This is a genomic window from Arthrobacter sp. B0316-1-20, assembly GCF_059091865.1.
The window spans coordinates 1-17,091 of sequence record NZ_JBNHHC010000035.1 but is presented as its reverse complement, the minus strand read 5'-3'; the positions used below and the strand labels follow the sequence as shown (position 1 = coordinate 17,091).

The 17,091-nt window shown below is 65.3% G+C and carries 18 protein-coding genes; 11 read left to right on the top strand and 7 right to left on the bottom strand.

Annotated features, from left to right (window positions below):
* Positions 1-68: 68 nt before the first annotated feature.
* The 7 genes from AC5RW2_RS32725 to AC5RW2_RS32695 all read left to right on the top strand — a co-directional run bounded on the left by AC5RW2_RS32725 (position 69) and on the right by AC5RW2_RS32695 (position 7,935).
* Positions 69-1,079 carry an NAD(P)-dependent alcohol dehydrogenase gene (locus AC5RW2_RS32725; protein WP_493961832.1) on the top strand — a complete coding sequence of 337 codons (1,011 nt, stop codon included), beginning with the start codon at positions 69-71 and terminating at the stop codon, positions 1,077-1,079.
* 61 nt (positions 1,080-1,140) lie between these two features.
* Positions 1,141-2,238: an ABC transporter substrate-binding protein gene (locus tag AC5RW2_RS32720; protein WP_493961831.1), complete on the top strand. Its 1,098-nt coding sequence runs from the start codon at positions 1,141-1,143 to the stop codon at positions 2,236-2,238.
* Between the two features lie 73 nt (positions 2,239-2,311).
* Positions 2,312-3,250: an ATP-binding cassette domain-containing protein gene (locus AC5RW2_RS32715; protein ID WP_493962279.1), complete on the top strand. Its 939-nt coding sequence runs from the start codon at positions 2,312-2,314 to the stop codon at positions 3,248-3,250.
* Positions 3,247-4,524, top strand: a complete 1,278-nt coding sequence (locus tag AC5RW2_RS32710) for a sugar ABC transporter permease (protein WP_493961830.1) — start codon at positions 3,247-3,249, stop codon at positions 4,522-4,524. Before AC5RW2_RS32715 ends, AC5RW2_RS32710 begins: the two co-directional genes overlap by 4 nt.
* A 20-nt stretch (positions 4,525-4,544) precedes the next feature.
* Entirely contained in the window at positions 4,545-6,026 is a 1,482-nt protein-coding gene (locus AC5RW2_RS32705) for an FGGY-family carbohydrate kinase (RefSeq protein WP_493961829.1), read from the top strand.
* A 14-nt stretch (positions 6,027-6,040) separates the two neighbouring features.
* Entirely contained in the window at positions 6,041-6,763 is a 723-nt protein-coding gene (locus AC5RW2_RS32700) for an SDR family NAD(P)-dependent oxidoreductase (protein ID WP_493961828.1), read from the top strand.
* Between the two features lie 149 nt (positions 6,764-6,912).
* Positions 6,913-7,935: a DUF808 domain-containing protein gene (locus AC5RW2_RS32695; RefSeq protein ID WP_493961827.1), complete on the top strand. Its 1,023-nt coding sequence runs from the start codon at positions 6,913-6,915 to the stop codon at positions 7,933-7,935.
* 824 nt (positions 7,936-8,759) lie between these two features.
* On the opposite strand, the gene AC5RW2_RS32690 is transcribed toward AC5RW2_RS32695, so the two are convergent.
* Positions 8,760-9,395: a hypothetical protein gene (locus tag AC5RW2_RS32690; RefSeq protein WP_493961826.1), complete on the bottom strand. Its 636-nt coding sequence runs from the start codon at positions 9,393-9,395 to the stop codon at positions 8,760-8,762.
* A 437-nt stretch (positions 9,396-9,832) separates the two neighbouring features.
* On the opposite strand from AC5RW2_RS32690, the gene AC5RW2_RS32685 reads away from it, so the two are divergent.
* Positions 9,833-10,507 (top strand): potassium channel family protein, encoded by a 675-nt coding sequence (locus AC5RW2_RS32685; protein ID WP_493950209.1) that lies wholly within the window; start codon positions 9,833-9,835, stop codon positions 10,505-10,507.
* A complete protein-coding gene (locus AC5RW2_RS32680; RefSeq protein ID WP_493950208.1) occupies positions 10,504-11,178 on the top strand; it encodes a potassium channel family protein in 675 nt (224 codons plus the stop codon). The genes AC5RW2_RS32685 and AC5RW2_RS32680 overlap by 4 nt, the downstream gene beginning before the upstream one ends.
* A gap of 1 nt (position 11,179) precedes the next feature.
* On the opposite strand, the gene AC5RW2_RS32675 is transcribed toward AC5RW2_RS32680, so the two are convergent.
* The 4 genes from AC5RW2_RS32675 to dut form a co-directional block, all read right to left on the bottom strand.
* The gene (locus tag AC5RW2_RS32675) at positions 11,180-11,965 is read right to left on the bottom strand and encodes a DUF3159 domain-containing protein (protein WP_493961825.1); all 786 of its coding nucleotides are present in this window, start codon (positions 11,963-11,965) and stop codon (positions 11,180-11,182) included.
* Positions 11,966-11,968: 3 nt separating this feature from the next.
* A complete protein-coding gene (locus tag AC5RW2_RS32670; RefSeq protein WP_494074941.1) occupies positions 11,969-12,271 on the bottom strand; it encodes a hypothetical protein in 303 nt (100 codons plus the stop codon).
* Positions 12,272-12,308: 37 nt separating this feature from the next.
* Entirely contained in the window at positions 12,309-13,061 is a 753-nt protein-coding gene (locus tag AC5RW2_RS32665) for a DUF3710 domain-containing protein (protein ID WP_493961823.1), read from the bottom strand.
* Positions 13,062-13,189: 128 nt separating this feature from the next.
* Positions 13,190-13,654: a dUTP diphosphatase gene (gene dut / locus AC5RW2_RS32660; protein WP_493940376.1), complete on the bottom strand. Its 465-nt coding sequence runs from the start codon at positions 13,652-13,654 to the stop codon at positions 13,190-13,192.
* A 188-nt stretch (positions 13,655-13,842) separates the two neighbouring features.
* On the opposite strand from dut, the gene AC5RW2_RS32655 reads away from it, so the two are divergent.
* The gene (locus tag AC5RW2_RS32655; protein ID WP_493961822.1) at positions 13,843-14,349 is read left to right on the top strand and encodes a DUF3093 domain-containing protein; all 507 of its coding nucleotides are present in this window, start codon (positions 13,843-13,845) and stop codon (positions 14,347-14,349) included.
* 91 nt (positions 14,350-14,440) lie between these two features.
* On the opposite strand, the gene AC5RW2_RS32650 is transcribed toward AC5RW2_RS32655, so the two are convergent.
* On the bottom strand, positions 14,441-14,743 hold the full coding sequence (locus tag AC5RW2_RS32650) for a DUF4193 domain-containing protein (RefSeq protein ID WP_493950203.1): 303 nt from the start codon (positions 14,741-14,743) through the stop codon (positions 14,441-14,443).
* 324 nt (positions 14,744-15,067) lie between these two features.
* Between AC5RW2_RS32650 and sepH the strand changes: the two genes are divergently transcribed.
* Positions 15,068-16,498 (top strand): septation protein SepH, encoded by a 1,431-nt coding sequence (gene sepH, locus AC5RW2_RS32645; protein WP_493961821.1) that lies wholly within the window; start codon positions 15,068-15,070, stop codon positions 16,496-16,498.
* 101 nt (positions 16,499-16,599) lie between these two features.
* On the opposite strand, the gene AC5RW2_RS32640 is transcribed toward sepH, so the two are convergent.
* The coding region (locus AC5RW2_RS32640) for an HNH endonuclease signature motif containing protein (RefSeq protein ID WP_494074940.1) at positions 16,600-17,091 on the bottom strand (492 nt) is incomplete at its 5' end.

Below are 17,091 nucleotides of genomic sequence, written 5' to 3'. Positions count from 1 at the left end.
CAATGTGCACTGGCTCACACCAGCGTCCGGGGCCGTTGGGCCTCGGACTGCTTGCAAAAGGAGTCTTGATGGGCAACGCAGCCGCCGTGATGACCGGCCTGAACAGCATCGAGATTCAGGAGCGCCCGATGCCCGAGCCGGGCCCGGGCCAAGCGGTCATCCGGGTGGAAGCCGTGGGGGTCTGCGGTTCCGACGTCGCCTATTTTCGCTACGGCAAGATCGGTCCGTTCGTGGTCGACGGCCCATTCATCCTGGGCCACGAGGTCTCCGGCGAAGTGGTCGCCATCGGCGACGGGGTAGACAATATCGGCGTCGGCGACCGGGTGGCCGTCGAGCCGGGCACGCCGGACCGCAGCTGCGCAGAATGCCGGGCGGGACGCTACCATCTCTGCCCGAACTTGGAGTTTTTGGCCACCCCGCCCTATGACGGCGCACTGCTGCAGTACCTGGCCATGGACGCCCGATGCTATTTCCGGATCCCGGATTCGATGAGCTACGAGGACGGCGCGCTGCTCGAGCCTCTGTCCGTAGGGCTGTGGGGTTGCCAACGGGCGAACCTTCAGGCCGGCGACGACGTACTGATCACCGGTGCCGGGCCGGTTGGCCTGCTGGCAGCCGAAGCGGCGCGGGCCCTCGGCGCGGGAAGCGTCACGCTCACGGACATTTCCGACTACCGGCTCGGCGTCGCCCGCGCCCACGGGTTCGCGGTGGAGAAAAGCGATGCGCCCACCGCGCGGACCTTTGACGTGCTGCTGGAATGTTCGGGTGCCAACGGCGTTCTTGCTGCCGGGCTCGGCCGGTTGCACGAGGCTGGTCGGGCCGCCGTCATCGGGTTGGCCAAAACCGAAGAAGTGCCGCTGCCTCTGTCCACGCTCAATTGGAAAGAGATCACCATCTCGATGGTGAACCGGTACAAGGACACCTGGCCGCTTGGCATCGCTTTGGTGTCCTCTGGCCGGATCAACCTGGAGGGACTGGTGACGCACAGCTTTTCATTGCCGCAGACCGCGGCCGCACTGGAAAACACCTCCACCGAACCCCAATCGCTCAAGGCGATGATCTACCCCCAGCGGCTCTGACCGGGGGCGCCGGACAACGCAAGAGCGGCAACGCGGCACACCACCAGTACAAGGAGTTCCGATGAAGAAGTACACGCGGGGAATCCTGGGCTTCACCACCGCCCTGTTTCTGGCAGTCGGCATGACCGCTTGCGGCGGAGGCGGCGGAGGCGGGGGCGGCGGTGGAGCGAGCGGGGGTGCCAGCGGCGGCGAGGCGGGCAAGATCGCGTTCCTGATGCCGGACCGGGCCTCCACCCGCTACGAGCAGCAGGACAGCCCGCTGTTCAAGGCCAAGGTCCAAGAGCTGTGCAGCGGCTGCGAAGTGCTCTACCAGAACGCCGACGGCAACGCGGACAAGCAGCAGCAGCAAGCCAACTCCATGATCACCCAGGGCGTCAAGGTTCTGGTGCTGGACGCGGTGGACAGCACCGCCGCTGCCTCACTGGTCAGCACTGCCAAGGGCCAAGGGATCAAGGTCGTCACCTACGACCGGCCGGTCCCGGACACGCCGGCAGACTTCTATGTCTCCTTCGACAACAAGAAGATCGGCAACCTGATTGCCACAGACCTGGTCAAGAAACTCGATTCCGACGGCGACAAGACCGGCGGTGTGCTGATGGTCAACGGCTCCCCCACCGACCGGGCCGCGCAGCTGATCAAGGAGGGCGCGAAGGAAGCCGTCGATGCCAGCGACCATAAGGTACTGGCCTCCTATGACACGCCGGAGTGGCAGCCGTCGAAGGCGCAGGACTGGGTCGCAGGCCAGATCACCCAGTTCGGTGACAAGATCACCGGCATCGTCGCCGCCAACGACGGCACGGCCGGGGGCTCCATTGCTGCCCTGAAGGCTGCCGGTGTCTCCCCCATGCCGCCGGTCACCGGCAACGACGCCGAAATCGCCGCGATCCAGCGCATTATCAGCGGCGATCAGTACAACACGATCTCCAAGCCCATCAAGATCGTTGCGGAGAAGGCGGCCGAGGTGGCTGTCCAGCTGTTGAACGGCGAGACGCCGAAACCCGACGCGACGCTTTTCAACACCCCGGCCGCGCTGTTCGTGCCGACGGTGGTCACCAAGGAGAACGTCAAGAAAGTGATTTTCGACGGCGGCATCTACAAGCCTGCGGAAATCTGCACCGGCGAATACAAGAAGGGCTGCGACGAACTCGACATCAAGTAGTGCAGCCGCGGACGGCGGTGCCGCGATCCCGCGGTGCCGCCGCCCCTAAGGAAAGGGGAAGGCAGTGTCCACTGTGTCAGCGGAACGGCCGGAGGCAGCAGCTCCGGTGCTGTCCATGCGGGGCGTGAGCAAGCACTTCGGTGCCGTCGCCGCCTTGACGGACATCGCCTTGGACGTCCACGCCGGCGAAGTCGTTGCCCTGGTCGGCGACAACGGCGCCGGAAAGTCCACCCTGGTCAAGATCCTCGCAGGCGTTCATCCGCAGGACGCCGGCACCGTGAACTTCGACGGCAAGGACGTGACCATCCACACGCCGGTGGATTCTATTGCGCTGGGCATCGCTACGGTGTTCCAGGACCTCGCCCTCTGCGACAACCTCACCGTGGTCGACAACCTCTTCCTCGGCCGGGAGCTGGGGCCGTGGCGGCTGAACGAAGTGGAGATGGAGGTCCAGTCCTGGAAGCTGTTGCGCCAGTTGTCGGCGAAGATCCCCTCAGTGCGCATCGCCGTCGCCTCCCTCTCGGGTGGCCAGCGGCAGACCGTCGCCATCGCCCGTTCTTTGCTCGGCAGCCCGAAGCTCATCATCCTCGACGAGCCCACGGCCGCCCTCGGCGTGGCCCAAACGGCCGAGGTGCTGAATCTGGTGGAGCGGCTGCGCGAAAACGGCCTCGCGGTGATCATGGTCAGCCACAACATGCAGGACGTCCAAGCCGTCGCCGACCGCGTGGCGGTGCTGCGGCTGGGGAAGAACAACGGCACGTTCCAGACGAAGGACGTCTCAACCGACGACCTGATCGCCGCCATCACCGGCGCCACCGACAACGTGGTGACCCAGCGCGCCGCGCAAACCGGTGCCGCGGCCGCGGCGGGCGCGGAAGGAACGGCAGCCGGGGTGGACTCGCCGGGCGGTGGGCTGGGCGGACCAGGCAGCGGCTCGCTGCCCCCCGGCCAGGCCGCCAACGCTGACCAACCGGGATCCGGGGCAGTACCGGAAGAAGGGACCGTATCATGACCACGAACCCAGCCACCCCAACAACGGATCCAGACACCCCGGTTGTCCCGATGGCCACCGATCTGCAGGACGAACGGCTGATCCGCACCGAGGGCTTCAAGGGAGCCGTCAAAGTCGGGGTCAACCGGGTCCGCGGCGGCGACTTGGGCGTGCTGCCCATCATCGTCGGGCTGCTGGTCATCTGGACCATTTTCCAGGCCCTCAACCCGTTCTTCCTCTCCAGCGCCAACCTGGTCAACCTGCTGCTGGAAAGCGCCGCCGTCGGCGTCATCGCGCTGGGCATCGTCTGTGTCCTGCTGGTCGGCGAGATTGATCTGTCCGTTGGCTCGGTCAGCGGCCTGTCGGCTGCGATCGTCGCCGTCACCTTCATCAAGCTGGACTGGCCGGTCGTCCTGGCGATCCTGACGGCGCTGGCCACGGGTGCCGTCATCGGGCTGGTCTATTCGCTGGTGTACACCAAGTTCGGGGTGCCGTCCTTCGTGATCACGCTGGCCGGTCTGCTCGGTTTTCTCGGCCTGCAACTGTGGGTGCTCGGGGTCGAGGGCACCATCAACCTGCCGTTCGATTCCTTCCTGGTCTGGTTCGGGCAGACGGCGTTCGTACCGGCCTGGCTGTCCTACGTGCTGGCCATCATCGGCGTGCTCGGCTTCTTCCTCAGCCAGCTCACGCTCTCCCGCCAGCGGGTTAGCGCCGGCCTGTCCGGGCGGCCGATGCGACTGGTTCTGGTGCAAACGGTCGTGCTGGCCGTGATCTTGCTTTTCGCCGTGTGGTACCTCAACCAGGCCCGAGGCGTTGGTTGGATGTTCGTTTTCTTCGCAGCCCTCGTGCTCGTCATGCACTACGCCTTCACCCGGACCCAGTGGGGTCGCTCCGTCTACGCCGTGGGCGGCAACCGGGAAGCGGCGCGGCGGGCGGGAATCAGCGTCAACCGCATCTACGTGTCCATCTTCGTCCTGTGCTCGACCTTTGCGGCCGTTGGCGGCATGCTGGCTGCCGGCAGGCTGGCCGCCTCGGCGCAGAGCAGCGGCACCGGCGACGTGAACCTGAACGCCATCGCCGCCGCGGTGATCGGCGGGACCAGCCTGTTCGGCGGCCGCGGCTCGGCGTTCTCCGCCCTGCTGGGCATCCTGGTCATCCAGTCCATCTCCAGCGGCCTCACCCTGCTCAACCTTGAGTCCTCGTTCCGTTACATGATCACCGGCCTTGTGCTGCTGCTGGCCGTGATCCTCGACGCGGTTTCGCGCAAGTCCCGGACCTCGCACGGCCGCGCCTAGTGGCCGGCCGGCTGAGCGCTATGTTCTTGGGCATCGATATCGGCACAGGCAGCAGCAAGGCGGTGCTGGCGGACGCCGGAGGCGAGGTCCTGGACAGTGCGACCGTCACGCACGACGTCGCTTACCCGCGGCCGGGCTGGGCGGAGTTCGACGCCGAGGCGGCGTGGGCGGACGTGATCCGGCTCTGCCGGGAGCTTTTCTCCCGCAACGACGCCGGGGCTGTCGCTGGTGTCTGCGTCAGTGCTATGGGTCCCTGCCTGGTCGTCACGGACCAGAACCTGACCCCGCTGCGGCCGGCGATCCTGTACGGAATCGACGCGCGCGCCGTCGTCGAAATCCGCGACCTCACGGAGGAGTTCGGTGCCGAGGCGATCTTCCGCGATGCGGGAAAAGTCCTGTCCTCCCAGGCCGTGGGCCCGAAGCTCCGCTGGCTGCACAACCGGGAACCCGAAATCTTCGCCCGCGCCCGGAACTGGCACAGCCTGAACTCCTTCATCCTGGCCAAGCTGACCGGCGAGCTGGTCATGGACCACCACACCGCCAGCCAATGCGATCCGCTCTATGACCTCCGCGGCAACCGGTGGCATCCGGAGCGGTACGACGCCGTCGCCGGCCACCTGCCGAAGCCCCGATTGGCGTGGCCGGCTGAAGTAGGCGGCCACGTTCACCGCCAAGCCGCCGAGGCGACGGGGCTGCCGGAAGGCGTGCCGGTCTGCGCGGGCACCGTGGACGCCTGGGCCGAGGCTTTCAGCGCCGGCGTCCGGCAGCCGGGCGACCTCATGCTGATGTACGGCTCCACCATGTTCTTCGTCCAGGTCCTCGGTGAGTTCCGTGCCGAACCCAAGCTCTGGACCACCGCCGGGGTGGACCCCGGGTCCCTGACGCTGGCCGCGGGGATGTCCACGTCCGGAAGCCTGACCACCTGGCTGCAACGGCTCTTCGGCGACGTCCCCTTCGAGCAGCTCATCGACGAGGCCGCCGCGGTGCCGCCGGGATCCGACGGACTGCTGCTGCTCCCCTACTTTGCCGGCGAGCGCACGCCGGTCTTCGATCCCGATGCCCGCGGCCTGATCACCGGCCTGTCGCTGCGCCACGGACGCGGCCACCTGTTTCGAGCTGCGTACGAGGGCATCGGCTTCGGCATCCGGCAGATCCTCGAATACCTCGAGAACTCCGGCGAACCGATCCGACGCGTCGCAGCCGTCGGCGGCGGCACCAAGGCCCGGCTCTGGACGGAGATCGTCAGCAACATCACCGGCCGCGAACAGCTGGTCCCGGAACAGACCATCGGTGCCAGCTATGGGGACGCGCTGCTCGCCGCCATCGGGACCGGGGCCGTGCCCGCCGGGACCGACTGGGCCCGGACTGCTGCGACCGTGAAGCCCGATCCGGCGACCGCACCGCTCTACGAAAAGCTCTACAGCACCTACGGGCTCCTGTACCCGTCAAACCGTGAGCACATGCACGTGCTCGCCGCCCTGCAGGAACCGGTGGAGGAGTAAGGGGCCGGAAGAGCATGAGAATCTTGGTCACCGGCTCCGCGGACGGCCTGGGACGTGCTGCAGCGGATGCCCTGCTGTCCGCCGGGCACGACGTCGTCGTGCATGCCCGTAACCAGGACCGAGCGGCCGTTCTCGACCCACTGGTTGACCGCGGCGCAGACCTCGTGGTGGGCGACTTCGGCGACCGTGACGCGGTGCGCCGGATAGCCGCGGAACTGAACAACCGTGACCCGCTCGACGTCGTGATCCACAATGCAGGCGTCTGGAGCGGTCGAGCGGTGATACCGGTCAACATCATCGCCCCTTACCTCCTCACGGCGATCCTCGCAGGACCACAGCGACACGTGTATGTGAGCAGCGGTTCGCACTTCGCGGGGCGTCCATCGCTTGCCAAGGTTGACTGGCAGGGCAGGACGCCGGGTTCTTATGCGGACAGCAAGCTCTTCGTCACCACACTGGCGGCAGCGCTCGCCCGCCTGCACCCCGAGCTGCTCAGCAATGCCGTGGACCCCGGCTGGGTCCCGACCAAGATGGGCGGACCCGGAGCTCCCGACGACCTGGACCTTGGTCACCAGACCCAGGAATGGCTCGCGACCAGCGACGAGCCCGAGGCGCTCACCAGCGGCGGGTACTGGTACCACCGACAGCGGCAGCAACCGCACCGCGCCGTCAGCAACCATGCCTTCCAAGACCAACTCCTGGAAGCGCTCGCCGAGGAAACCGGCACCGTGCTCTGACGAGCGGGCTGGGCCTCCGCCTTCTGGCCTGAGGCTCGGCTGCCGGGGCCGGATCGGCCGCCCCCGTATACTCGAAGCATGCTTATCACTCGACTCAACCGTGGCCTCGAGGTCCAGCAATCCGCCGTCGAGAACTGCGGGGGCGACCAGTGAGCGGCGGTCTCGTTGCCCTGCTGGACGACGTCGCCGCCCTCGCCCGGATAGCGGCCGCCTCGCTCGACGACGTCGCTGCCGGGGCTGCCAAGGCGGGGACCAAGGCCGCCGGCGTGGTGATCGACGACGCGGCTGTCACTCCGCAGTACGTGTCCGGAGCAGACCCCTCCCGCGAACTGCCGATGATCAAGCGGATCTTCTGGGGCTCGCTCCGGAACAAGCTGTTGATCATCCTGCCTGCGCTGCTGCTCATCAGCGCCTTCATCCCCTGGGTCATCCCGTTCATCCTCATGCTGGGCGGCACCTACCTCTGCTACGAGGGTGCCGAGAAGGTCTGGCACAAACTCCGGGGCCACCACGCGGCAGAGAAGGCCCCGGCAGTTGAGCGCGGACCGGAGGCCGAGGCCAAGGTCACCAAGGGTGCCATCACCACCGACTTCATCCTGTCCTGCGAGATCATGGTCATCGCAATGAACGAGGTGGCCGACGAGTCCCTGTGGGTCCGGGCGCTCATCCTGGTCGTCGTGGCGATCGCAATCACGGTGCTCGTATACGGCGCCGTCGCACTCATCGTCAAGATGGACGACATCGGCCTGCACCTGACCACCAAGGACTCCGCGGGCTCGCAGCGCTTCGGCGAACTGCTCGTCAAGGGCATGCCCGCTGTGCTGGCCGCCATCACCCTCGTTGGGACGATCGCGATGCTCTGGGTTGGCGGTCACATCATGCTCCAGGGGGCGCACGACCTCGGCTGGCACGCACCCTATGACCTGGTCCACGTCCTTGAGGCCCCGTTCGCCGGGATCGCGGTGGTCGGCGGCTTCCTGGCCTGGCTTGTGAACACCCTGTGCTCGGCCGTCCTCGGACTCGCCTGGGGCCTCGTTGTCATGGCCATCTTGCACCCGCTCCTCAAAGTCCTCCCGTTCGGCAAGAAGAAGGACGCGCACGAAGAGGGCGACGCCCGCGCCGCCGCCGCCGGCCATCGGCCCACGGATCACGACGCCGGTCCCGCCGCCTAGTTCCTCCGTCCCGCACTCTCCGCCGGTTGTTGGATTGGGAAATTATGGCGTATCCCAGACCTTGATGGACGAGGGATCTGAAGTCCTCGAACTTTGACGAGTTAAAGCGACGAAGGAAGTCACGGAAACGGCCAAACCACCGCAGAATCCACTGTTACTGGTTCAAGCCGTGCGGTTTCCTCGGCATACGATCGTCGCACTCTTGTGTAGTTGGTCCAGTGGTCCCGCGACTTCTACTTTCCCTGCGTCGGTTTCTAGTTCCATGATCCAGTAGGTGGGCCGGACTCTGAAGATGGCGTCTGCCAGAGACGGCTCTCGCATCGAGCCAGTGACCCCGGTGACGGATAAAAGGATGACATCCCCGTAGTCCTGTCGTGAGTTCTTCCATCGCGGTTGAAACGCAAGATGGTTCTCGGACGGGGTGGCGAGGCCGAACCGCCATTTGCTGGGAACGGACGTCGGTGCAGCGTCGGGAAAACGCAAGAATCCCAGATATTGGTTCCGTGCCACATACCGCTGGCGTGGGTGGTGTCGCCACCGGATGCGTATAGCACCACCGATGGCACTGCCGATAATTGCTCCCACGGCTGCCCAAACACTCTCAAGCAGGTAGCCCAGGTAGAGAAGTGCACCGCAGTAGAGGACCATAAAGCCGCCGCGAAGTGTCAATGCTATGAGTGCGACTCGGCTCCACATCGTGTCAGCCAATCGGATCTTGCTTGGAATATGCCTGCAACCTCTATCTCCTGGTCAGGCGACGAAGTCCTCGATTGCTCCTCCCAAGCGATTGATGATGTCCACCCGAGGCCCGGCTATCGCACTCCTCATGGCTGATTAGCAGTGCGCGCTAGGAAGTGACCCGAGCGGCGGAAATCTCGTATGAGGAATACGCACGCGATCAAGAAGAGGAATACCAAGCCTACAAAGAGCCAGCCGAATGGATCATTCCGTCCCGCGCCGCTGAGAGCTTGAGGAATGAAGACCAAGGGATAGAACGGCATTATCAGCAACTGCGTTGCAAGAGCCTTTCGCATTTGCACAGCCGCACCGCGGGTTACCGTGAGATGCTCGGGAACGACCGCCGCCTTTCCTGCTACCTGTCGGTGGACATGTTTTCGTTCCTCGCCCGTCAGCGAAAGAGTCACGTCGACGTTTCCATATACAACTGCCGGCACGACCCTCTTCGAGTTGAAGATCAGTCCTCCGACCATGGTGCCTAGCCCAGCGAGCATGAAGCCGAACGTTAGGTACGATGGCCAGTCGCCATACGAGGCCCCAAATGCTAGAGCAGCCGCCACCGAACCAACCGCGACTAGCACGATGACGCCCGCTAGCCAGAATTGCGTGTAGTAAACCTTCACGGCGGCGCCCAGTCCGTTGTCTGCCAACCCCTCAGCTCTCTTGGCCGCTTGCGTCCAACGTGCATTGGACTCCGCCCTAAGTTCGTCGATTCCGCCCATGTTCCATTCCTAGGCATGAGGCCCACAACACCAGTGAAATCCGCTAACGATGCTGCTCACATCCTGAACTATTCGGCTTGTTAAGCCAATAATTCCAGCCCGGCAAAGAGGAAAGCGAGCGCCACTTGTCGCGCACAGACAACCGCACTCTCATCTGGCCGAAGGTCAGCCCGGTGGTGCTTCGCGCCGACAGAATAGCGGGAGAGGTCTTGGCCTTGGCGGGACCAGATAGAAGTCTCGTCTCGTCGCGTCTGACGACTGCCGGTAGCCGCCCCATTTCGTCAGATAGCCCGGCCCAGGGAGGCGGGAAGTCCTCGACCTCGTCACTGCCGGACATGTTCAAGGCCGCCTGTCACTGCGGGGTGACGGCCTGTTCGGCGTTATGGTTGCAGTAGATTTGTATCCCGCTGTTTCAGGTTGGTGCCGGAAGGACGTTGATGGCGCATTTTGTGATCATGGGCTGCGGACGCGTGGGCGTCACACTGGCCCACACCCTGGTTGATTCCGGGCACAGCGTAGCCATCATCGATCAGGACGACCGGGCCTTCCGCCGCCTGCGTTCGGGTTTCACAGGACGCAAAGTCACCGGTGTTGGCTTCGACCGGGACACCCTGCGGCAGGCCGACATCGAGAACGCGTACGCCTTCGCAGCGGTCTCCAGCGGCGACAACTCCAACATCCTGGCGACCCGGGTGGCACGCGAGACCTTCCACGTGCCGCACGTCGTGGCGCGGATCTACGATCCCGGACGCGCGGAAATTTACCAGCGGCTAGGCATCCCCACAGTGGCGGCGGTGCGCTGGAGCGCGGACCAGGTGCTGCGGCGGATCCTGCCCGAGCAGAGCATTAAGGGAGACTTCCGTGAGGCTTCCGGACGCCTGATCTTGGGCGAAGTGCAACTGGACGACGGCTGGGTAGGCCGGCAACTGACCGAGATCGAAGCCGCCTCCAGCGCCCGGGTGGCCTACCTGACGCGTTTCGGCGAAGGAATCCTGCCCGGCCCGGGCACCCGTTACCAGAAGGGCGACATAGTGCACGCCATGATGAGCGTAGATTCAACCTTCGAAATCGACCGGATTCTGTCCAGGCCGCCGGTGGAGGAGTCCGAATGAGAGTCGTGATTGCCGGTGCAGGCAGCGTCGGCTCGTCGATCGCGCGTGAGTTGCTCTCGAACAACCACGACATCCTGCTGATCGACCCGAAGCCCGAAGTGATCGGCCGCAGCGGGCTGAAGGGGGCACGCTGGCTGATCGGCGACGCTTGTGAGATCACCACACTGCGCGAAGCCCGGCTCGAGGATGCCGACGTGGTGGTCTCGGCTACCGGCGACGACAAGGTGAACCTGGTGGTCTCCCTGCTGGCCAAGAGCGAGTTCGGCGTGGGCCGCACGGTGGGACGGGTGAACAATCCAAAAAACGACTGGATGTTCGACGATTCCTGGGGCGTGGACGTGGCCGTGAACACCCCGCGCCTGATGACGGCGTTGGTAGAAGAAGCGGTGGAAATCGGTGATCTGGTCCGCCTGCTGACACTTCAGACCGGCATCGCTTCGATGGTCGAGTTTACTGTTCCCACCGAGTCTGCGTTGATCGGCCGCAGGATTGGCTCCATCGACTGGCCGCAGGACGCCACGGTGGTCGCTATTCTGCGCGACGACGTTCCGATCACGCCAAGCCCGGACGACGTGATTGAAGCCAGCGACGAGCTTTTCTTCATCAGCACCATCGCCGCGGAGGACGATCTGCGGGCGGTCCTGACGGGGCGGCCTGCCGCCGGAGACTGATTCAGTCCGCCCGGCTTGCCTCCACGGCGGCCGGACGGGAGACCAGCCAGGCCAACCACAGTCCCAGCGCATACAGCGGAACGCCCATGAGCAGGCGGGAGGTGCCCAGCGCCACCAGCCCGTCATCACCCACCAAGTAGAGCGGAACCTGCACTGCGAGGCGCAGGAACAGCACCGCCGTGAGGATCCACGTGGCGATGGTGTACGCCTTGAGCCGCTGCGGCTGCTTGCGCCAGGCGGTCCCCTCGTTGCGGATCAGCCCGAAAATGAGTCCCAGCGCCGGCCATTTGACGGCAATGGTCACCAGCATGGCCAGAATGTAGGCCGCATTAGTGAAAAAGCCCCAGACGTAAAAGTCCTCGGCGCGGCCGGTGGTGTTGGCGACAAACGCACAAATCGCAACCCCAACCAGGCCGGAGAATGCCTGCGTGACGGCGCCCCGCTGCACGAGGCGCAGTACGGTGAAGATGGCGGCAACCGCCAGCGCCCCGATCAGGGCGGGGCCGAGCTCCTGGCCGATGGTGAAGACCACCAGGAAGATCACACCGGGCAGAATGCTCTCCGCCAGCCCGCGGATACCGCCCACCGTCTTCAAAACGTCAATCTGTCCATCGGCGCCGCGTTGGACCCCTGCACGTGCGGCATAGCTGCCGGCGAGTGCTTCGGCAGCGGCCGACCTCTCCGTGGCTGGCTTTTCGGCGGGCGCAGGGCTCGCTCCGGGCTGCTGCCCGGCGTCGTTCGGGCGACCGCCCTGCTGCGGGCCGCTGTCCGGCTGCTGATCTGTCATAGCTCAATTCTCCAACGGACTGAGGATCTCGTAGCGCGGATTGTAAATAGTGGCCAGCCCGTTCACACGGAACAGCATGCCCTCGAATGAGAGCCGGATACCAGCGACGATCCCTGGGACGCGGTGCTGTCCCAGCCAGACCAGCCTGACCCGCGGGTGCCCGCCGTCACGGGATTTTCCGGGATGCTGCTGGCCCGCATCGGTAACGACAGCGGCAAAACGCGGCGGCCGGCCGGGCGGCTCGATGGTAATAGCCTCCACCAGACCGCTGCCGGCAACATGGCCGCGCTCCGGCAGTTGCGCCATGGGACTGGCCCCGGCCCCGGACGGAAGCTCGGGCAAGTCAGCGAATCTCGGTGATTTCCGGGCCCCGCTCTGGGGCGGACAGTCCGGGTCGCCGCTGCTCGGCAGCCTGCTGCTCAGCAGCCTGCTGCGCGGCGGCATGCTGTTCGGCGGCGCCCTTGGGCATCTTCAGCGGCAGCAGGTCCCTGGGCGGCAGCGGCTGTGTGCCGCGGACCACTATGGTGGACCGGAACAATTCCTCAAGGTCGGCTGCTTTGGCACGATCCAGCGCTGCGGGGCCACCGATGACGCCGCGCAGGAACCAGCGTGGCCCATCCACGCCGAGGAACCGGGCTACCCGGTAGCCCTTCTGGCCGTCGGAAGACTGCGCCGGCAGCTTGGCCACGACTTCGGTACCCATCGGCCCGTCAAGCTCCTGGACGGTGCCGCCCTGGGATCCGACCGAGCTGGCGATCTGGGTGCGGATTTCATCCCACAACCCCTCGGACTTGGGCGCGGCGAACGCTTGCAGCTGCAGATTGGATCCGGCCAAATCCAGCGTCACGGCTACGACCCGCTGAGACTTTTCCTCGATCTCCAGCCGCAGCTGCAGCCCCTCGCGGGGGCGGATCTTTAGCGCGCCCAGATCCAGGTAGTCATCCCCTGCGTCCTGCTCGGAGTCGTCAAAGGGGCCGTTGCGGCGGGGACCGCTCTCCGGCGCCTGCTGCGTTGCTTGCTCACCAAGTACGTCCGCCTCGGTTGCAGGCAGTTCGCCGTCGTTCTTGTTCTTCTTTTTGGAACGCCCAAATGCCATAGCTTGAGTTTCCTCTTCCTCCGGTGCTGCACCGGGTTGCTCTGAAGTCTGCGTGGCGTTATTGCCGCCTGCGGCAGGATGGCCGCCGCCCGTGCTGGCGGGCCCGGCCGCCACATGCGCCCGCATCACTACTGCGCGCCGAACCCTCCGGTGGACCCGAATCCGCCGGCACCCCGGGCGGAGTCCGGAAGCTCTGCGACAAGCTCGAAGGCTGCTGTTTCCACCTTCTGGATGACCAGCTGTGCGATCCTGTCGCCCCGCTTGAATGTGAGCGTCTCGCTGGCGTCGGTATTGAGCAGGGTGACGGCGATCTCGCCCCGGTACCCGGCATCAACGGTGCCAGGGGCGTTCACGATGGTCAGTCCGTGCTTCGTGGCCAGACCGGACCGAGGATGCACCAAGGCAACATAACCGTGCGGCAGCGCCATCGCCACGCCCGTCGGCACCAGGATCCGCTCCCCCGGAGCAATCCGAAAATCGATCCGGGTCCGCAGGTCCGCACCGGCATCTCCCGGGTGGGCATAGGACGGCGCTTCCAGACCGTCGTCGAGCATTTTCAGCTGAACGGTCAGCGTTTCAATTGTCTGCTGCACTCGTGATCGTCTGTCCTTGAGAGGGGCGAAGGTGCGGGCTGTTTTCCGGCGTTCCAAGGCTCGCCCGCTGAGATATTCCGCACAACACTCTAGCGCGTTTTCAGCCCTCCCGCCCGCGTGCGGGGCTGGTTCCGCGATGGCGACGGCAGCGAGGTGAAATGGCCGCCAAAAGGTGAAAAGCTGAGTTCATGACACAACCAGCGACCCCTGCAGGCAGCTCCGGTCCCGCCGGCGGTCCTTCTTCCGTGCCCCACTACGAGGAACGGCTTTGGCCCAATTTCTGGGTCTGGCTGATTGCCGCCGGCACCGCCGGGGCCGTCGTCGTGATGCTGGCACCCATCAGCATGGCCGCCGGCATCATTGGCGCCGTCGTTGCCGCCATCTTGCTGGCCGTGCTGCTGATCGCATCCACACCGCGGATCGTAGTCACCGACACCATGCTCCAGGTAGGCCGCGCCCAAATCGAGCGCCGCTACGTGGGCCACGTGGAGGTCTTCACCGGGGAGGCCGCCACTGAGCAGCGCGGTCGCAAGCTGAACGGCACCGCTTATATGTGCATGCGCGGCTGGATTGATCCGGTGGTCACCATCGAGATCACCGACGAAACAGACCTGACACCGTACTGGATCGCCTCGACGCGCCGCCCGCAGCAGCTCGCCGCGGCCTTGAATCGCCCCGCGCAGAACGAGAATTAGCCCGGCGGAACCTCAGCTGTGCCGGCCGCAGCGGCGCAGCTGAGGGCGGGCCGCACGAGGGAGCTGTGCAGATAGCCCGCACAGCTCGCAGCTACCCCTCACAGTCCGTGCAATAGAGCAGTCCGTCCTTCTCCTTGGCCACCTGTGACCGGTGGCGTACCAGGAAACAGGAAGCGCAGGTGAATTCATCCTGCTGCGCGGGCAGCACGCGCACCAGCAACTCCTCGCCGGACAAGTCGGCCCCGGGCAGTTCAAATCCTTCCGCTGCCTCGGCTTCATCCTCGTCGACGACGGCAGACTGCTTGTCGGTCCGCCGATGCGACTTCAGCTCCTCAATGGATTCCTCGCTGGTCTCTTCGTCGGGCTTCCGAGGGGCATCGTAGTCAGTGGCCATTGTTGTCCGTTCACTCCCTTCCGTTCCAGGTTCATCAAGGCAGGATCCCCCCCGCTCCGGGACCGGTGTCCCGTGCCTGACGAGCCGCTCACAGGTCAACGTATCCGTTGTCGATTTTGTGCCCGTGACGCGAAGATTCTTGCCTAGTTACTGTTCGCATGACAAACTCCGCCGCTGCCAGGCGCTCGTTGCCTGCTCAGGCCCATCGACTCAGGACGGCGACCTTGGCCACAAACTCCACGCCACACCTGCAAAAACAATAGGAAAAGCACGGTATCAATGGCAGAGTTTCAGGCAGAAAGTGTCGTCTGGTGGAGGGTTTTCATGCAGGATCTACGGCTGGTGGGTGTCCATGAGGATGGCGAACATCTGCTGTTGAGCGCAGGTGGAGACGACTACCGTCTGGCGATAGACGAGGCCCTGCGAACAGCGGTTTTTCGCCCTACAACCACACGCGCACCCGGTGCCGGCGAGCCATCGGAAGCTGGTCTGTCCCCGCGCGAAATCCAGGCGCGCATTCGAGCAGGCGCCACCGCAGAGGAGGTTGCGGCCGAATCCGGACTCGACCTCGAACGCATCCGGCGCTACGAGAGCCCGGTGCTGGCAGAGCGGCACTACATTGTTGAGCAGGCCCGCAAGGTAGAAGTCGCCGGTCCGCTGCCCGGGCACGACGGCTACCGATCGGCCTTTGGCGATGAGCCGGCCACCCTGGGTGGAATGGTGGACCACCGCATCCATGCCTTTGGCATCGAACCGGACTCGATGAATTGGGATTCCTGGCGGCGCAGCGACGGCACGTGGGAGATCGTGGCTTCGTTCACCGTCCCGGCAGCGCCGGCCACCGAGTCGATCGGCGAAGAACCACCGGCCAGGTGGATTTTCCACGCTGCCCGCCGCACCATCCAGAATGCCAACCGGTGGGCACAGCAGTTGAGCGAACTCGAGACGGTGGAGGGCCCGGTACCCGGGCGCCGCTTGAAGGCCGTCACCGACCACGTATTCGACTTTGAGGCCGACGCCGAGACAGAGCTCGACTCAACGGACGCTCAGGACGACGAACAGTCCGCTGAGTCCGAAGAACTGCTGGAAGTGCTGCGCGCGCGCCGCGGACAGCGACTGGGCGTCGATGAAGACGCCGACGACGCGCTGGCCCTGATGCTCACCCAAGGCCCGGTGCCCGCTGCGCATCCGCGCGACTCGTTTGAACATGACTCGTTTGACGAAGCAGATGACTACGACGACGATGTCCCCGCCGTTCGTCCGCGGGCCGGGTTCCCGCTGACGCTGGCCCCCGCCTATGATGACGGATCCGTCTCCTCCTTGGAGTTGGAGCACGGTGTCAGCACCATCACGCACGAAATCACGCTTTCCGGGGCGCCCGAATTCCTCAGGGACGAACCTAGCGAGGACAGTCACGGCGACGATCAGGACCCGCAAGGTTACGTAGCCAAAGAGGACGACGTCGAAACGAGCGACGTCACACAAACCGCCCACTCCCCTGCCGCCCAGCCGGCAGAAGAAGTTCGCCCTTCCACTGCACCGGTAAAAACCGTGGCGCGGGACAACGCTTTTGTCTGGGGCAGGAACCGGCCGGAACAGGCGGGGTCGAAGACCGCCGTTGACGCCTCAACCACCGACGAGAACGGCGCCGACGAAGCGGACTCTGCACCGGAACCGCCCAAGCGGACCATCAAACCCAAGCGGTCCAGCGTCCCTAGTTGGGACGAGATTGTCTTCGGAACGAAGCACGACTAACGGCTGTTCGCCGGGCAACTGGCGCCTCGAACTGCCTACGGGCCTGTAATCGGGGGTGCGCGGCGTCGCCGCGCACCCCAAAAGCAATAGGGCAAATCCCTCTAAAACGGCGGCGGGTCCTGCTGCTGGTTGAATGCCTGCGGTTCGTTTTGTTTGTCCACTGCACGGTTCTTGCGCGCGGGGTGCCAGGACGGCAGCCAACCGTCACCGCTGGAGCTGTCCGCTGGCCCAAATCCCGTCGACGGTTGAACCACCAGCGTTTCGATTCGTTGCCTGTGGTCTTTCGGAAGCGCTGCGGCGACGGCGGGCGGGTAGGCCGGTTGGCCGGGAGGGTCGTTGTCTTCGCCGGGACGCTCAGTGTAGGTCCGGCCGGCCGGGGTGGTCACTTCGAACACCCCGGGTGCGGGCTGTTTCATGGTCCAGCCCGCGTTGGTTTTCAGCCGGTGGTGGGTCTCGCACGGCGGGCCGAGGTTCCCGGCGTCGGTTGCGCCCCTCCCGCCGTCGGCGCGGAAGGCCTGGGTGTGGTCGATCTGGCAGGCCTTGCCGTGTTTGCGGCAGCCGGCGAACGGACACACCTCGTCCCGTTTCTGCAC

What these genes read in the sequence shown, in the direction of transcription:
- AC5RW2_RS32690 (WP_493961826.1), bottom strand. Translation starts at nt 9,395, where the DNA reads ATGGGCGGAATCGACGAACTTAGGGCGGAGTCCAATGCACGTTGGACG.
- AC5RW2_RS32655 (WP_493961822.1), top strand. Translation starts at nt 13,843, where the DNA reads ATGACACAACCAGCGACCCCTGCAGGCAGCTCCGGTCCCGCCGGCGGT.
- AC5RW2_RS32680 (WP_493950208.1), top strand. Translation starts at nt 10,504, where the DNA reads ATGAGAGTCGTGATTGCCGGTGCAGGCAGCGTCGGCTCGTCGATCGCG.
- AC5RW2_RS32705 (WP_493961829.1), top strand. Translation starts at nt 4,545, where the DNA reads ATGTTCTTGGGCATCGATATCGGCACAGGCAGCAGCAAGGCGGTGCTG.
- sepH (WP_493961821.1), top strand. Translation starts at nt 15,068, where the DNA reads ATGCAGGATCTACGGCTGGTGGGTGTCCATGAGGATGGCGAACATCTG.
- AC5RW2_RS32700 (WP_493961828.1), top strand. Translation starts at nt 6,041, where the DNA reads ATGAGAATCTTGGTCACCGGCTCCGCGGACGGCCTGGGACGTGCTGCA.
- AC5RW2_RS32725 (WP_493961832.1), top strand. Translation starts at nt 69, where the DNA reads ATGGGCAACGCAGCCGCCGTGATGACCGGCCTGAACAGCATCGAGATT.
- AC5RW2_RS32685 (WP_493950209.1), top strand. Translation starts at nt 9,833, where the DNA reads ATGGCGCATTTTGTGATCATGGGCTGCGGACGCGTGGGCGTCACACTG.
- AC5RW2_RS32650 (WP_493950203.1), bottom strand. Translation starts at nt 14,743, where the DNA reads ATGGCCACTGACTACGATGCCCCTCGGAAGCCCGACGAAGAGACCAGC.
- AC5RW2_RS32675 (WP_493961825.1), bottom strand. Translation starts at nt 11,965, where the DNA reads ATGACAGATCAGCAGCCGGACAGCGGCCCGCAGCAGGGCGGTCGCCCG.
- AC5RW2_RS32710 (WP_493961830.1), top strand. Translation starts at nt 3,247, where the DNA reads ATGACCACGAACCCAGCCACCCCAACAACGGATCCAGACACCCCGGTT.
- AC5RW2_RS32720 (WP_493961831.1), top strand. Translation starts at nt 1,141, where the DNA reads ATGAAGAAGTACACGCGGGGAATCCTGGGCTTCACCACCGCCCTGTTT.
- AC5RW2_RS32670 (WP_494074941.1), bottom strand. Translation starts at nt 12,271, where the DNA reads ATGGCGCAACTGCCGGAGCGCGGCCATGTTGCCGGCAGCGGTCTGGTG.
- AC5RW2_RS32665 (WP_493961823.1), bottom strand. Translation starts at nt 13,061, where the DNA reads ATGGCATTTGGGCGTTCCAAAAAGAAGAACAAGAACGACGGCGAACTG.